General features: G+C 61.0%; 14 protein-coding genes. 10 read left to right on the top strand and 4 right to left on the bottom strand.

All coding sequences use genetic code 11. From position 1 onward, the window contains the following. The first annotated feature begins 166 nt into the window (after positions 1-166). The gene (locus BUE09_RS05185) at positions 167-982 is read left to right on the top strand and encodes a formate/nitrite transporter family protein (RefSeq protein WP_073299643.1); all 816 of its coding nucleotides are present in this window, start codon (positions 167-169) and stop codon (positions 980-982) included. A gap of 260 nt (positions 983-1,242) precedes the next feature. After that, the gene (locus BUE09_RS05180; protein ID WP_073299642.1) at positions 1,243-2,964 is read left to right on the top strand and encodes a bifunctional protein-serine/threonine kinase/phosphatase; all 1,722 of its coding nucleotides are present in this window, start codon (positions 1,243-1,245) and stop codon (positions 2,962-2,964) included. A 9-nt stretch (positions 2,965-2,973) separates the two neighbouring features. Here the strand turns inward: BUE09_RS05180 and BUE09_RS05175 are convergent, their stop codons facing one another. Then, the gene (locus BUE09_RS05175) at positions 2,974-3,300 is read right to left on the bottom strand and encodes a hypothetical protein (protein WP_073299641.1); all 327 of its coding nucleotides are present in this window, start codon (positions 3,298-3,300) and stop codon (positions 2,974-2,976) included. Between the two features lie 152 nt (positions 3,301-3,452). On the opposite strand from BUE09_RS05175, the gene BUE09_RS05170 reads away from it, so the two are divergent. Together BUE09_RS05170 and BUE09_RS05165 are read left to right on the top strand one after the other, a co-directional pair. Next, complete coding sequence (locus tag BUE09_RS05170; protein WP_073299640.1) at positions 3,453-3,761, top strand: hypothetical protein; 309 nt, start codon at positions 3,453-3,455, stop codon at positions 3,759-3,761. A gap of 338 nt (positions 3,762-4,099) precedes the next feature. Continuing rightward, positions 4,100-4,738 carry a TIGR04211 family SH3 domain-containing protein gene (locus BUE09_RS05165; RefSeq protein WP_244153208.1) on the top strand — a complete coding sequence of 213 codons (639 nt, stop codon included), beginning with the start codon at positions 4,100-4,102 and terminating at the stop codon, positions 4,736-4,738. Positions 4,739-4,758: 20 nt separating this feature from the next. On the opposite strand, the gene BUE09_RS05160 is transcribed toward BUE09_RS05165, so the two are convergent. Next, positions 4,759-6,876, bottom strand: coding sequence for a putative bifunctional diguanylate cyclase/phosphodiesterase (locus BUE09_RS05160; RefSeq protein ID WP_073299638.1), 2,118 nt, complete (start codon positions 6,874-6,876; stop codon positions 4,759-4,761). A 505-nt stretch (positions 6,877-7,381) separates the two neighbouring features. Here BUE09_RS05160 and BUE09_RS05155 point away from each other — a divergent pair. The 6 genes from BUE09_RS05155 to BUE09_RS05130 are packed head-to-tail and all read left to right on the top strand — an operon-like array spanning position 7,382 to position 12,792. Continuing rightward, positions 7,382-8,233: an STAS domain-containing protein gene (locus tag BUE09_RS05155; RefSeq protein WP_073299637.1), complete on the top strand. Its 852-nt coding sequence runs from the start codon at positions 7,382-7,384 to the stop codon at positions 8,231-8,233. Beyond that, positions 8,233-8,595 (top strand): STAS domain-containing protein, encoded by a 363-nt coding sequence (locus BUE09_RS05150; RefSeq protein WP_073299636.1) that lies wholly within the window; start codon positions 8,233-8,235, stop codon positions 8,593-8,595. The genes BUE09_RS05155 and BUE09_RS05150 overlap by 1 nt, the downstream gene beginning before the upstream one ends. After that, a complete protein-coding gene (locus BUE09_RS05145; RefSeq protein ID WP_073299635.1) occupies positions 8,592-8,996 on the top strand; it encodes an anti-sigma regulatory factor in 405 nt (134 codons plus the stop codon). Before BUE09_RS05150 ends, BUE09_RS05145 begins: the two co-directional genes overlap by 4 nt. Next, on the top strand, positions 8,993-9,997 hold the full coding sequence (locus tag BUE09_RS05140; protein ID WP_073300269.1) for an ATP-binding protein: 1,005 nt from the start codon (positions 8,993-8,995) through the stop codon (positions 9,995-9,997). Before BUE09_RS05145 ends, BUE09_RS05140 begins: the two co-directional genes overlap by 4 nt. Further along, the gene (locus BUE09_RS05135; RefSeq protein WP_073299634.1) at positions 9,990-10,847 is read left to right on the top strand and encodes a sensor histidine kinase; all 858 of its coding nucleotides are present in this window, start codon (positions 9,990-9,992) and stop codon (positions 10,845-10,847) included. Before BUE09_RS05140 ends, BUE09_RS05135 begins: the two co-directional genes overlap by 8 nt. Then, positions 10,837-12,792 carry a response regulator gene (locus BUE09_RS05130; protein WP_073299633.1) on the top strand — a complete coding sequence of 652 codons (1,956 nt, stop codon included), beginning with the start codon at positions 10,837-10,839 and terminating at the stop codon, positions 12,790-12,792. Before BUE09_RS05135 ends, BUE09_RS05130 begins: the two co-directional genes overlap by 11 nt. 31 nt (positions 12,793-12,823) lie before the next feature. Here BUE09_RS05130 and BUE09_RS05125 read toward each other — a convergent pair whose 3' ends face one another. Together BUE09_RS05125 and BUE09_RS05120 are read right to left on the bottom strand one after the other, a co-directional pair. Continuing rightward, positions 12,824-13,027 (bottom strand): DUF3079 domain-containing protein, encoded by a 204-nt coding sequence (locus tag BUE09_RS05125; protein ID WP_073299632.1) that lies wholly within the window; start codon positions 13,025-13,027, stop codon positions 12,824-12,826. 228 nt (positions 13,028-13,255) lie between these two features. Continuing rightward, positions 13,256-15,619, bottom strand: coding sequence for a DNA polymerase II (locus BUE09_RS05120; RefSeq protein ID WP_073299631.1), 2,364 nt, complete (start codon positions 15,617-15,619; stop codon positions 13,256-13,258). Positions 15,620-15,758: the final 139 nt, after the last annotated feature.

The raw sequence follows: 15,758 nt of genomic DNA, 5'->3' as shown, positions 1-15,758 counted from the left end.
TTTCGCGATCGAGACTAGGCGTCCCCCGACCGCGCCCGCAGGCCGATTGTGGGAGCGGTCTTGACCGCGAGCCTTAGCGCACCATTGCCCGGCTCCTCGCCGGGCCAGAAACGAATCCAGCCCGCACCTTCTTGGTCGGGCTCCACAACGCCCACAGAGAACCGCCATGTCCTACATCGTCCCTTCGGAATTCGTCACCAAAATGGTCGACGCGGGTGAGTCCAAGATTTTCATGTCCACACGGGATACCTTGATTCGGGCCTTCATGGCCGGAGCCATCCTTGCGCTGGCAGCAGTCTTTGCCATCACCATCACGGTACAAACCGGTTCGCCCCTGGTAGGAGCCATGCTCTTCCCGGTCGGTTTCGTCATGCTGTACTTGATGGGGTTCGACCTGCTCACCGGCGTCTTCGTCCTCACGCCGCTGGCCTTGCTGGACAAGCGACCGGGCGTAACCGTCAACGGCGTGCTGCGCAATTGGGGGCTGGTGTTTCTGGGTAACTTCGGCGGAGCGCTCACCGTCGCCTTCATGATGGCCTTCGTCTTCACCATGGGCTTCTCCACCGATCCGGGTCCCGTGGGCGAAAAGATCTCGCACGTCGGTGAAGCGCGTACGCTGGGTTATGCCGAGTTCGGCGCCGCTGGCTGGTTCACCATCTTCCTGCGCGGCATGCTGTGCAACTGGATGGTCTCGATGGGCGTGGTCGGCGCGATGATCTCCACCTCGGTCAGCGGCAAGGTGATCGCCATGTGGATGCCGATCATGCTGTTCTTCTTCATGGGCTTCGAGCATTCGGTGGTGAACATGTTCCTGTTCCCCTCGGCGATGATCATGGGCGGCAACTTCTCGATCATGGATTACATGGTCTGGAACGAAATCCCCACTGCGCTGGGCAACCTGGTCGGCGGCCTGGCCTTCACCGGCCTGACGCTCTACACCACCCACGTACGGACCGCACCAAAGCGTGCAGTGGCGCGTTGAGACGGCAATCGAGCGATATCCAACAGCTTCGCCAGCAAGCTGGCTCCCACAAAAGCGAGCCAGCCGCGGCAATGAAGGCTGAAGCAGGAACACGTCCCGTAGGAGCGAGCTCGCTCGCGAATAGCAGGGCGACGCTATGGGCCAGACGCCAAGGTCGGTGGAGCAGCTTCGCCAGCAAGCTGGCTTTTTCAAAATCGAGCCAGCCGCGATAACCGCAGGGCTGGGTTGGGTTGGGTTGGGTTGGGTTAAATTTCGAGCGCATGAGCAGTCAACTCAAGGTTTCGGTGGGCCAACACACCGACAAGGGCGCCAAGGAAACCAACCAGGACTTCCACGGCGTCTACATTCCGAAAGAGCCACAACTGAGCAGCAAGGGCATCGCCATTGCCTTGGCGGATGGCATCAGCAGCAGCGCCGTCAGTCACATTGCCAGCGAATCAGCCGTCAGTGGCTTTTTCGCTGACTACTACTGCACCTCCGATGCCTGGTCAGTGAAAACCTCGGCGCAACGAGTGCTGATGGCAACCAATTCCTGGTTGCACGCCCAGGGCCAACAGAGCCCCTATCGCTTCGATCCGGATCGTGGTTATGTTTGCACCTTCAGCGCGATGGTCATCAAATCGACCACGGCGCACCTCTTTCATGCGGGCGACTCGCGTATCTACCGCGTCCAAGGCGCTGCGCTGGAGCAACTGACCAATGACCACCGAATGTGGGTCTCGGAAGACAAGAGTTACCTGAGCCGCGCATTGGGCATCCACCCACAGCTGGATCTGGACTATCGCGCCGAACCGGTCGACGTGGACGACACCTTTATCCTCGCCACCGATGGCGTATACGAGTACGTCAGCGCACCGTCGATGCTCGGTGCCATCGCTCACTACGCAGATGATCTGGACGCAGCCGCACGGGCCATCGTCGCCCAGGCGCTGGAACAGGGCAGCGACGACAACCTGACGGTGCAAATCCTGCGTATCGACGCGCTGCCGCTGCAGGCTGCCGACGAACTCTTGCAGCAGTTGACCGAACTGCCCTTCCCGCCCATTCTCGAAGCCCGCGCGGCATTCGACGGCTACACCATCGTGCGCGAGGTGCACGCCAGCAGCCGCAGCCATGTGTATCTCGCAACCGACGACGAAAGCCAAGCGCCGGTGATCATCAAGGCCCCCTCGATGGACCTGCAACGAGACGTGCAGTACCTGGAGCGGTTTCTCACGGAAGACTGGGTGGCGCGACGCATCAACAGCGCGCATGTGGCCAAGCCATGCTTGCAGACCCGCAAACGCAACTACCTGTATAGCGTCAGCGAATACATCGAAGGCCAGACGCTGGCGCAATGGATGATCGACCATCCCCGCCCGGATCTGGAAACCGTGCGCGGCATCGTCGAGCAAATCGCCAAGGGCGTTCGCGCCTTCCACCGGCTGGAAATGCTGCATCAGGATCTGCGCCCGGCCAACATCATGATCGACGCCACCGGCACGGTCAAAATCATCGACTTCGGATCCACGCGGGTGGCCGGCATCATGGAAGTGGCGTCGCCCATCGAGCGCAACGAACTGTTGGGCACGGCCCAGTACACGGCGCCGGAGTACTTCCTCGGCGAGAGCGGTAGCAGCCGCTCCGACATGTTTTCGCTGGCGGTGATCACCTACCAGATGCTGACCGGTGCCCTGCCCTACGGCACCCAAGTTGCCAGCTGCCGCACCCGCGCGGCGCAGAACAAGCTCAGCTATCGTTCCATCCGCGAGCACGACCGCGGCGTACCGGCGTGGATTGATGACGTACTGCGCAAGGCGCTGCATCCGGACCCTTACAAACGCTACGAGGATCTGTCGGAGTTCGTCTTCGAGCTGCGCCAGCCGAACCAGGCTTTTCTGAACAAGGCTCGCCCGCCACTTCTGGAGCGCAACCCGGTGCTGTTCTGGCAAGCTGTGTCGTTGCTGTTGATGATCGCGGTAATCGTATTGCTGGCTCGTTGAGCGAAGGCATCAATCCGGGCGCTGAGGCGCGTAGACGTTGAGCGCCGGATCGGTGATACCGTCTTTCGAAGGATCGAGAATCCAGCGCAGCTGCGTGACCAGTTCCTCGCAGTTTTCGCCGCGCTGCTGCCAATCCTGAAAGGCAATACGCGCCGCAGTCAGCGATGACTCCGCGACCTGCCCGGCGTCGGTCGTGGCCTCAGCGGGCCGCCAGTGATCGAAGACCGACTTAAGTGCATGCTGCGCCTCTTCGGCGCCCAGCTCGCCGTCGGCCCAGCGCGATGTGATGTCCTGCGCTTTCTGTAGGGCGGTTACCGAGGGGGTGGACGATGCCATCTTGGGTTACCTCCAACTAATGCTTGTAGTGCTTGGAGTCCGGCCGCGCCTGCAAATTCGCCGCTGAGCTGCCGTTGGTCCGCAGCGGTCGCATCGAGCGTGCGCCAGTAGGTCGTATCACAAAGCACGCCAATCGCTGAGGAACCCTGACCATGCACCTCGTCCTTCTGTTTTTGCCACTGTATGACAACGCCCAACAGGCATTGCCAAAGTCGCTGTTTGCCGATGTGCGGGACGAATTGGTGACCCAATTCGGTGGCCTGACCGCCCACAGCCGAGCCCCTGTCGACGGGCTATGGCAAGAAGACAACAGCCATTCCGTGCGCGACGACCTGGTTGTCTATGAAGTGATGATGTCCGAACTGGACCGAGCTTGGTGGAAGGGATATCGCGAGTCGCTGCAGACACGCTTTCGCCAGGAACATGTGCTGATCCGCGTACAGACAGTCGAAGCGCTCTAGCGGTAAGGTTGTCATTCGCACGGCCTCAGAACTGTCGTATAGCAAAGCAGAACACGCCACAAAACCGTGAAAATTTAATGAACCCCAAGCGCTACCCGCTGTCAGTCCAGTCTGCAGAACTACAGGGCCCAGTGGCCAAATTAACGGGAGAAAGCATCCTCCCGCTTACGATCGGCACTTCCGGAGCGCCGCTGTTCGACGCATCGAAACACGTTGCTGTCGCGCGCTCGCCAGACCGGAATTGCGCTTATGTTTCGGCCCGCTCAGCGGGATCTCCATTGCCAACGCGAATACTTTTAATGTCCCTATCTCGTCGTCTCATCGCACTTTTATCCCGTATGTCCTGGTCCGCAACTCAGCGCCGTGCTTTCAACGCTGGTCTGATCGGGACGCTGTTGGCGGTCATCGCACCCGCTCATGCCCAACAGGCCAGCAATGATCGCTGGGTCAGCGACACGCTCACCACCTACGTACGCAGCGGCCCAACCGACGGCTATCGCATCGTTGGCAGCCTTACGTCAGGCCAGAAGGTCGAGCTGCTGGAGACCAGCGGCGACTACAGCCAGGTCCGCGGCGAAAATGGCGACCGGGTATGGATTCGCAGCAGCGATCTGCAGGAGGTTCCGGGTCAGGCAGAGCGTCTGCCGCAGCTCGAGCAACAAGTGGCCGAACTCAGCGAAGAGCTGAAAACCATCGACGACTCCTGGAAAACCCGCGTCCAGGGCATGCAGGAAACCCTTGATTCGCGCAAGGCGCTGATCGATGAGCTTGAAGCGCGCCGCTTGGCGCTGGACGAAGCCCTCACCGCGACCGAGTCAGAGCTGCGTGATGCCCAGGCGCGCCTGGGCGATGAGAACAATCAGGTACTGATGCGCTACATGGTCTACGGCGGCAGCATCGCCGGGGCCGGACTGCTGCTCGGGCTGATCCTTCCAGCCATGACCCGCGGCCGCAAGCGCAACGACCGCTGGTTCTGACGACGAGAACCGAGCTGTGCTCAGCTCGGTTCAGCGACCCACTCAGCATTGGTTCGGACGAATGCCGAAGGTCCGAGCTGTGCCTGAGCGGCGCGTTGCAGAATCTGCTCCGGCACCATCGGTCGGTCCAACAGGAAACCTTGCAACGTTTCGCAACCGAGGCCGGTAAGAAATGCCTGTTGCTCAGCCGTTTCCACGCCTTCTGCTACAACCTCCAAGCCCAGCGCCTTGGCCAAAGCGATGATGGCCGAAACGATGACCGAATCTTCATTGCCAGGGCTCATCTCCTTAACGAACGCACGGTCGATTTTCAACTCACTGGCCGGCAAGCGCTTGAGGTAGAGCAAACTCGAGTAGCCCGTTCCGAAGTCGTCAATCGATGCCTTGATACCGAGCTGTGTGAGCTTCTCCAGCGTATCGATGGTGGACTCCGGGTCGCGCATGGCCACGGTTTCGGTCACCTCGATGGTGAGCATCTGCGGCGGGATGTGGTGAAGCTCGATCGCGTCGGTCACCGTGCCGACCAGGTCGGGTTGCTCGAACTGAACCGCTGAAAGGTTCACCGCTACAGTCCAATGGCTGAAGCCCTGCAGATGCCATTCCCGCAATTGCCGGCAGGCCTCGTTCAGCACCCACTTGCCCATCGGGATGATCAGACGGGTTTTTTCCGCCAGCGGCAGAAAGGCGTCCGGTGACAGCAAACCACGCTGCGGATGCTGCCAGCGCAACAAAGCCTCGAAGCCTCGTACTGGCCCGGCCGGTGCTTCGAACTTGGGTTGGTAGTGCAACCGCAACTCACCGTTGGACACAGCCAACCGGAGGTCATGCAATAGCTGCAATTGCTCGACCGTATTGGCGTTCATCGAGGCCTCGAAAAAACTGTAGCCGTTTCGCCCCGCACTCTTGGTGTGATACATCGCCGCGTCGGCGTGCAACAGCAGATCGCGCTCGGTCTCGCCGTCACCCGGGTAGACCGCGATACCGATGCTCAACGAAACGCTCAGGGTGTAGCGCGAGAGCATGAACGGCTCGCTGACGCACTGCACCAGTTGCGCTGCCAGAGTGGCTGCGTCGTCCGGATCATCAATCGCTGCCAGCAATACGAATTCATCTCCACCGAGGCGCGCCAACGTGTCCTGGGCGCGAGTACAGGCGCGAAGTCGGCCGGTCACGCTGATCAGCAATTGGTCGCCCAAGTGATGACCGTAGGCATCGTTCACCGCCTTGAAGCCGTCCAGGTCCATAAACATCAGCGCAAAGCGGGACTGCTCACGTTGCGCCACCTTGAGCGCCTGGCTGAGCCGGTCCTCGAGCAACAGACGGTTCGGCAAGCGGGTCAGGTTGTCATGCAGTGCCAGCTGCAGCAGTTCGCCGTTGGCCTTTTCCAGCGAGCTGGCTAGCACTGAGGTGCGAGCCTGCAGGCGCGCATCAAGCACCGAAACGATCAAGGTGATCGCCAGCACTGCGAGGGTCAGCACGATGACCAGCAACGCCAGCCAGTTGCTGTCAACACCGTTAGCCGCACCGCAGAAGCTGCCCTCCGGAAAGCCCGCAGCGGCCATGCCGGTGTAGTGCATGCCGACTATGGCGAGCCCCATCACCAGCGCGGCGGCGCAGCGCCAGGCGCGCACATGCTGCAGATTGGCGCGTAGCCGGAAGGCCAGCCATAGCGCAGCGCCCGACGCCATGAACGCAACCAACACCGAGGCGGCCAGCCATGCAATGTCATAGACGATACCCGGCTGGATGCGCAGCGCGGCCATCCCGCTGTAATGCATCGCCGAGATACCTGCGCCGATCAGCAGCGCACCCTGCATCAGACGATTCCACGGCAGCTTGCGTTGGCAGACTAGCCATAACGCCAGCGCAGAAGCGCCAATCGAAAGGACCAGCGAGCCCGCGGTGATCGATGGGTCATAACCCAGCGGAATCGGCAGGCTGAAGGCAAGCATGCCAATGAAGTGCATCGACCAGATGCCCAGCCCCATCGAGAACGCGCCGCCAAGCAACCACCATTGCGCCGCGCGGCCTGTTGACGTCGCAACCCGACCGGCCATATCCAGCGCGGTGTAGGACGCCAGTACGGCAACAACAAACGAAAAGAAAACCAGGGTGTCGTTATAGCTACCGACCAGCATTACGGTGCCTTCATGAAATAAGGGGCGCGGATCTTGACCGAATAATCAATAAAGGCGAAGTGCCATCCGTCAGCCGTGGATCGACAACTGGCCGTGCACGCCGGTGTTGGTTTCATTCCCTGTGTCGGTCCGGTTGTGCGTCTCTGAAGCAGAGCTTGCGGGTATCTGCCAAACGGTCGTCAGTCTGCTAGAGGCAGCCCCTTAACCGAACGTTACGCTGACGATCAAACTTGACCCGGCTATAGACATGAGGCGAAATGAAAGCACTTTGCCACTGGCGGGACCAGGCTATGCGCACCGAAAAACGCATGGATTACGTCCCGGCTTCACTTCCTGATTGGGCGTGGGATGATCACGCCTTCGATTCGTTCTGCTCTACGGCTTGCTAAAAACCCCTAGTGTCTGGCTGCATATCGGACAGAACTAGTTCTGCGCTACCGGAACGCATGACAGCAATCCGGATCAAACCCGACAATCGCTGTACCTCCCAAAAGGACCCGCGCCAATGGCCTCATTGCAACAACGCACCTTCAACGCAATCGCCAAGAAAGAGCATGAGCTGCTCGACAGCTGGACTCGTGAACTCGAAGCCAGTGGCATGTACCGCAACGTCAAGGTTGACGAGTTTCGCCGGCAGACGGCCGAGTTCATCCGTTTACTGATCGAAGGTGCAGGCCAGGCCGAATCCACTGATTTGCGCGCCGGAAGCTGGGACGGCATGCGCCAGTTCCTCGAACAGCTGTCGCACAGCCGCGTGCTGCTGGGGTTCGATTCGCAGCAAACCGCCGGTTTCATCTTCTCGTTTAAAAGGCCGTTGATGCCGCTGTTGCAAGCTGAATACGCCGATGAGCCGGCGGTGCTGGCCGAACAACTCTGGGCGTTATCCGAGCTGATCGACCAACTTGGCCTGCACACGGTACGCACCTTCCAGAAGTCCCGCGAATCGGTCATCAAACGTCAGCAGGAGGAATTGCTGGAGCTCTCTACACCAGTGGTCAAGCTGTGGGACGGCGTGCTCGCGCTGCCGATGATCGGCACCCTCGACTCGCAACGCACCCAAGTGGTGATGGAGTCGCTGTTGCAACGCATCGTAGACACCGGTTCGGAAATCGCCATCATCGACATCACCGGCGTGCCAACCGTGGACACCTTGGTCGCGCAGCACCTTCTTAAAACCGTTACGGCCATCCGCCTGATGGGCGCTGACTGCATCATCAGCGGCGTACGTCCGCAGATTGCGCAGACCATCGTGCATCTGGGTCTCGATCTTCAGGGCATCGTCACCAAGGCCTCTCTCGCCGATGCGCTGGCGCTTGCGCTGCGTCGCTCCGGACTGACTGTCAGTAAGGCGGTGTAATGGAGCGCATCCCAATACTGCAAATGGGCGAGTTCCTGCTCGTCACCATTCAGGTCGACATGCATGACCAACTGGCCATGACACTCCAGGACGATCTCGCCGAGCGCATCAACTCGACGTCCGCCAAAGCGGTGCTGATCGACATCTCGGCGCTTGACATGGTCGATTCGTTCATCGGTCGCATGATCAGCTCGATCTCGGGTCTGTCCAGCATCATGGATGCCGAGACCGTCGTGGTCGGCATGCAGCCGGCGGTAGCGATCACGCTGGTCGAGCTGAGCCTGACGCTGCAGGGCGTCAGCACGGCGCTCAATGTCGAAAGAGGCATGCAGCTGCTGCATAAACGGATGGCCGCTAGATGACCGTGCGCGACAGCGGCAGCACACCGGTACGGATCGAGCAGGATGTGGTTTTGGCCCGCCAGGCAGTTCGCAAGCTGGCCCAGGACTGTGGCATGCGCTTGATCGACCAGACCAAGCTGGTGACTGCAGTGAGCGAACTGGCCCGTAACACCGTCGTTTATGGCGGCGGTGGCGATATGGACTGGGAAGTTGTGGACGAAGGCCCGCGCACTGGCATCCGGCTGACCTTCCGTGATGAGGGCCCGGGCATCGCCGACATCAAATTGGCGTTGACTGACGGCTGGACTTCCGGTGGCGGCCTTGGGCTTGGACTGACCGGTGCCAAGCGCCTGGTGGATGCCTTCGAACTCGACAGTACTCCTGGCATCGGCACACGCATCAGTATTACCAAATGGTCATGAATATTCAGGGCTCGATGACCATCGTTCTGGCGATCGAAGACGAAACCCAGGTCGGCCATGCGCGCCGCGTCGCGCAATCGCTCGCCGTCGAACTTGCATTCGATGAAACCGATGCCGGACGCGTCGCACTGGTTGCAACGGAGCTGGCCACCAACCTGCTCAAGCATGCGCATCATGGGTCTCTGCACCTGCGCGCGATACCAGCTCAGAGCGGACAGGGAATCGAGCTGATCGCCATCGACCGTGGCGCCGGTTTCAATCCCAATGTGTGCCTGGCCGATGGTTTTTCCACCGGCGGCACTCAGGGCACAGGGCTCGGTGCGCTCACGCGCCAGGCTCAGCTGTTCGACATCCACTCCGATAACAAAGGATCGGTGGTGCTGGCGCAGCTGTACCCTCGCCATGTTTCGGCCCTGCCACTTCGGTTCGGCGTTAGCCAGCATTCTCTTAAAAACGATCCGGCCTGCGGCGATGTCTGGCATCTGGCTGTCGATGGTTCACGGCTCAGTGCGCTGATCATCGACGGCATCGGCCATGGCGAAGATGCTGAGCAAGCCGGTCTGGCCGGCGCTGCCGCGTTTGCCGAGGACTCGTTTGCCGACCCAACGATCAATATGCTCGACATGCACCAGGCGATGACCGGCTCACGCGGTGGCGCAGCAGCTATCGCGCTGTATGAGGCTGGCAAGGTGCGTTTCGCTGGTATCGGCAACATCGGAGCCAGCCTGGTGACTGCCGAAAAGAGTCGCGGCATGGCATCTCACCCAGGCATCGTGGGCTCTCAGTTTCGCAAGGCCGTTGCATTCGACTACCCGGTCGACTCGGCGCAGCTTCTGGTCATGTACAGCGATGGACTTCAGTCACGCTGGGATCTGCGCGACTACCCTGGTCTTGTCCATCGTCACCCGGCCATTATTGCAGCGCTGCTGCATCGCGACTTCTGTCGTGGCCGCGATGACGTGACCGTTATGGTGATTGCGCTGGAGGCAATCGTTGACTGACTCGAACACGAACGACCTCATCCAACAGCTGCGCAGCGAGAACGACCTGCTGCGCGGCGAGCTCGAGGAAACCAACCAGGGCGTCCTCGCGCTGTATGCCGAACTCGACACCCAGGCCGAGCAGCTGCGACAGGCCTCGGATCTGAAAAGCCGTTTTCTGTCCTACATGAGCCACGAGTTCCGTACGCCGCTGGGGTCCATTCGCAGCATTACCCGTTTGCTCAGCGACGAATTGGACGGCCCGCTCAGCCCGGAACAGCATAAGCAGGTGCTGTTCATCAGTGGCGCGGCCAGCGAACTCAGTGACATGGTTGACGACTTGCTCGATCTGGCGAAGATCGAGGCAGGCCGCATCACCATATCGCCCGCCTGGTTCGACATGTTTGACCTCTTCGCGGCGCTGCGCGGAATGTTTCGCCCGATCGTCGATGCCAACGCGGTGGATCTGATTTTCGAGGAGCCGCACGACATGCCGCGGCTCTTCACGGACGACAAAAAGCTCGCGCAGATTCTGCGTAACTTTATCTCCAATGCGCTCAAGTTTACGCAGAACGGCGAGGTGCGCATTTCTGCCTGTGCCGAAGGTGACGGCGAGGTGCGCTTCGCCGTGACGGACACAGGCATCGGCATTCCGGAAGACATGCACGGCAATCTGTTCGAAGATTTCGTACAGATCGATACACCGCTGCAGAAGCGTCTGCGTGGTACCGGCCTGGGATTGTCGCTGTGCAAACGCTTCGCCGAACTGCTCGGCGGTCGCGTTGGCGTCGAGAGCAAGCCGGGACTGGGATCGACGTTCTACGTCGTCATTCCTGTCGCGATTTCCACGGAGCGCACTGATGGAGCATAAGAGCCAGCTGCTGGTCGTCGACGACAACGCAGCCACGCGCTACGCAATACGCCGGGTGTTGGAGCGCCACGGTTATGCCGTGCTCGAAGCCGGAACGGGTACCGAAGGACTGGGCCTGATCGCCACCGGCACGATCGATGCGCTGATTCTCGACGTGAACCTGCCTGACATGAGCGGCTTCGACATCGTGCGCCAGCTGCGGACCGATGACGGCACGCGGCTGTTGCCGGTCATCCATGTCTCCGCAGCCTCGATCCAGACCGGCGATATCATTACCGGCCTGGATGCGGGCGCCGACGCCTACCTCATTCACCCGGTCGATCCGGACGTGCTCCTTGCCACCTTGCGCACGCTGTTGCGTGTACGCGACACCGAGCATGCGTTGCGCGAAAGCGAGGCGCGCTTCCGTGAGATCTTCTCTCAGGTCGCGGCGCCGATTGCAGTGATCGACCCGCAGCTGCAAATTCACGAAAGCAACCGTGCACTGTCCCTGCTGCTGGGGGACCAACCGGAGCCAACCGCACTGGCCGCGAGGCTTGCCGACGGGCAGGACACAAAGCTGCAGACGCTGCGAGAGAGCTTGGCAAGCGGTTCTCGCTGGCAAGACACCTTGATCCTGGAAGTGGCTGGCGAGCGCCGCGAAACCAAGTGGCAGGTATCGCCTTACCGAGCGTCTGAGCTCGGACTGGTGGTCATCGAAGACATCACCGAGCAGCGCCAACGCGAGCGCTCGCAGCGCCAGCAGCTCGACAATGCCAACAACGAGCTTGCCCGCGAAGTCGCCGAGCGCGTCCGCACCGAAGGGCAGTTGATGCAGGCGCAGAAAATGGATTCGCTGGGCAAGCTGACCGGCGGCATCGCGCACGATTTCAACAACCTGCTGACCGGCATCATCACCGGCATCGAACTGCTCAAGAAGCGCCTGTATGAAGGCCGCACCGATGCGGTTCTGCGTTTTGCCGATACCGCGCTGAATTCGGCGCGCAGCGCCGCGTCGATGACCAACCGGCTGTTGGCCTTCGCCCGCCAACAGCCGCTGGATGCACGCCCGGCCGACCTCAACGAGCAGATCCGCTCGCTCGAGGAGCTGTTGCAGCGAACCATCGGCGAGCATATTTCCTTGAATCTGGAACTGTCCGATCAAGGCGCGGTGGCGCAGGTCGATGCCAACCAGCTTGAAAGCGCCATCCTCAATCTGGTTATCAATGCACGCGACGCCCTGCCCCGTGGCGGCAATATCACCATCCGCACCGCGGCATTGCGCTCCGATGGCGATGCGGACCTGACTGACGGAAACTATGTGGTGCTAACGGTGGAGGATGACGGTACCGGCATCGCACCGGACGTGCTTGGCAAGGTCTTCGATCCCTTCTTTACCACTAAGCCGCTTGGCCAGGGCACAGGCCTGGGGTTGTCATCGATCTACGGGTTCGCCCGGCAATCGGGGGGCGAAGCCAGGCTAAGCAGCGTCGTCGGCGAAGGCACGGAAGTCTCGCTGGTGTTACCCGCAGCCATTGCAAGCGAAACGACAATCGCCTCGGTCAACGACATGCCACAGGGTAACGGCGAGCATGTATTGATCGTCGAGGACATGCCAGCGGTGCGCATGCTCGTCGCCGAGATGCTGAGCGAGGCTGGTTACCGATGCAGCGAAGCCGGCGACGTCACTACAGCGCTGTCGGTGCTGCAGGATGACTCCAGCGTCGATCTGCTGTTGACCGACGTGGGGCTTCCTCAGCTTTCCGGGCGGGAGCTTGCTGACGCAGCGCGAACGCATCGCCCTGCTCTGCCCGTGTTGTTCATGACGGGTTACGCCGAAAACGCGGTGCGCCGAGATCGCTTCCTCGACACCGGAATGGACATGGTGATCAAGCCATTCCAGATTGGCGAACTGCTCGGCAAGGTGCGGCAGATGCTCGATCAGGCAGCTAGCGCCGGCCGCTGATCGATCCATGCAGCAACATCGGCAGCGCTAGTTACTGCTTTTTTTCACCCTTGTCAGTTGCGATCAGGTCTCCCCAATCGCCGAACTCGTACCAGTCGTCGCCCATCATCTCGGACGGATGCTGAGTTCGACCGGCACCATTACCGCAGGCCAGCGAGTCGGCCGGGCAATAGCGATCACAACCCCAGCAGATGCGCTCGGGGTGCGGCGGGTTGAGCGGAAATTTTTTGGCCATCGCAGGAGGCCTCGGGGGTTTGCTTGAAAGAAGCAAACAGGCTAACCAGGCCACCGCTGGTTGAACTTGATCAGGCTCAAGGATGGCTGGAATGCATGTCCGGTCACGTCCGCTTCTGTTGAGAAAATACGGACCGGGCAAGGGGGGCTTTGAAAGCGCCACGCTCTGACTTATTTCGCTGGGGTTGCGATGGTTCCCGCCATAAGTCAGCTCGGCTGAGGGCCGGCGTTAGAACAAGCCGAGCTGCTCGTCGATCAGAGCGCTGAAGCTGTCATTCACGAACGGCAGGATGGCATCGGCAACAGGCTGTAGTTGACGGGTCACGTAATGGTCGTAATCGATTGGCGCCCGCCGCACTTCGAGCGGCTCCGGCCCGGCGACAGTGATCAGGTAGCTGATCCAGCCGCCATTCTGGTATTGCCGCTGACGACCATTTTGCAGGTTGAATTCGTCAGCGATCCGCGCAGCCCGCACGTGCGGCGGAACGTTGCGCTCGTAGTCATCCAGGCGCCGACGCAAGCGCTTGCGAAAGATCAGCAGGTCGTCCAGCTCACCGGCCAGGGTTCGCTGAACGTAGGTGCGCACGTAGTCTTGGTAAGGCTCGCGGCTGAAGATGCGCCGGTACAACTCCTGCTGGAACTGCTGAGCCAGTGGCGACCAGTCGGTGCGCACCGTTTCCAGCCCTTTGAACACTAGTCCATCACTGCCGTCCGCACGGGTGACAAGCCCGGCATAGCGCTTCTTGCTGCCTTCTTCCGCGCCGCGAATGGTTGGCATCAGAAAGCGCTTGAAGTGGGTCTCGAACTGCAACTCCAACGCGCTATGCAGACCGAACTCGCGCTGTAGATGCTCGCGCCACCACTGGTTGATCTGCTGCACCAACCCCTTGCCGATACGCGCCGCGTCCTCGTCGCTGCGGGCGCGCTTGAGCCAGACGAAAGTGGAGTCGGTATCACCGTAGATAACGCTGTAGCCCTCGGCTTCGATCAGCTCACGGGTGCGGCGCATGATCTCGTGGCCACGCAAGGTGATCGACGAGGCCAGCCGCGGATCGAAAAAACGACAGCCGCTTGAGCCGAGCACGCCGTAGAAAGCATTCATGATGATTTTCAGCGCCTGGGACAGCGGCTTGTTGCCTTCACGCTTGGCCGACTCGCGGCCTTCCCAGACGCGTTCGACGATGGCCGGCAGGCAATGCCGTGTACGCGAGAACCGCGCGCCGCGAAAGCCGGGCACCGTGTCGCCGTCTTCCGGCTGGCGCATGCCTTCGACCAGCCCCACCGGATCGATCAGAAAGGTACGGATGATCGAGGGGTAGAGGCTTTTGTAGTCCAGCACCAGCACTGACTCGTACAGGCCCGGCTGCGAATTCATCACGAAACCGCCGGGGCTGGCCTCCGGTGGTCGCTCGCCCAGGTTGGGCGCGACGAAGCCCTGGCGGTGCATCAGCGGGATGTAGAGGTGTTCGAAGGCTGCCACCGACCCACCGCTACGGTCGGCTGGCAACCCGGTGACGGTGGCCCGTTCGAGCAAAAACGTCAGCAGTTCGGTCTTGGCGAAGATGCGCGTGACCAGTTCGCAGTCCTTGAGGTTGTAGCGCGCCAAGGCCGGCTTGTCCTCGGCGAACATGCGGTTGATTTCGTCCATGCGCTGATAGGGCGTGTCGATGGCTTTGCCCTCACCGAGCAAGGTTTGCGCGACGTTTTCCAGGCTGAACGAGGTGAAACTCCAGGTCGCCGAACGCAGGGCCTCGATGCCATTGATGATCAGCCGCCCCGCCGCTGCGGCGAAGAAATGGTTGCCTCGGCTGCCGTGCTCGCGCCAGGCCATTTCTTCCCCGCCACGGCCCAGGCGCAGCGGTACCTGATAGCGCTGAGCCTGATCACGCAGCACCCGCAGATCGAACTGCACCAGGTTCCAGCCGATGATGCCGTCTGGGTCATGCCGTGCCATCCAGCCGTTCAACCGTTCGATCAGCTGTTTGCGGCTGTCGCAATATTCCAGTTCGAAATCCACGCCGGAGCCATCGCCGTTGGCCGGGCCGAGCATGTAGACCTGCCGCTCCCCGCAGCCTTCCAGCGCAATGGAATACAGCTCGCCACGCATGGTGGTTTCGATATCCAGCGAGACTAGTCTGAGCTGCGGCCGATAGTTCGGGGCAGGTTTGATCTGCGCCTCGACCCATACGCCATCTGCATCCGGCTGGCCGGTATAGCTGACCGGCGCGGTGATGAAGCGCTCCATCAGGTAGCGCTCCGGCGGGCGAATGTCGCCCTCGTACACATCCAGTCCTGCACCACGCAGGCGCTTCTCGAGATTCATCAACTGACGGTGCTGCTTGCAATACAACCCGACCACCGGGCGATGGCGGAAATCGGTCAGGTTCAAGGGCCGCAGCTCAACGTCGCGCTCGCCCTTGAGCAGCATCTCGACCTTACGCTGCTGCGCCGCCGGAACAAAGGCAACCGAAGGCTGGTACGGCACCCGCAGGCGACGTGGACCAGCGTCGGTCGCCAACCAGAACTCCACCTCGGTACCCGCCGCGGTATCGCGCCAATGCCGCGTGAGCACAAAACCTTGCTGCAAATTCACCGTACGCCGCCCCGCCTATTCCCGTGACGGCCATTCTACGTGGCTAACGCTGCAGGAGCGCGTCTGATGACCAGCAGCGTCATCAGACAACCAAATCTGCGAACAAGCGGAAATAACCCCATTCCAGCGCCACTTCACT

This window comes from Stutzerimonas xanthomarina DSM 18231, from assembly GCF_900129835.1.
In the GTDB taxonomy this organism is placed as follows: domain Bacteria; phylum Pseudomonadota; class Gammaproteobacteria; order Pseudomonadales; family Pseudomonadaceae; genus Stutzerimonas; species Stutzerimonas xanthomarina.
The sequence above is the reverse complement of the archived record's forward strand: the minus strand, read 5'-3'. Positions and strand labels throughout refer to the sequence as shown.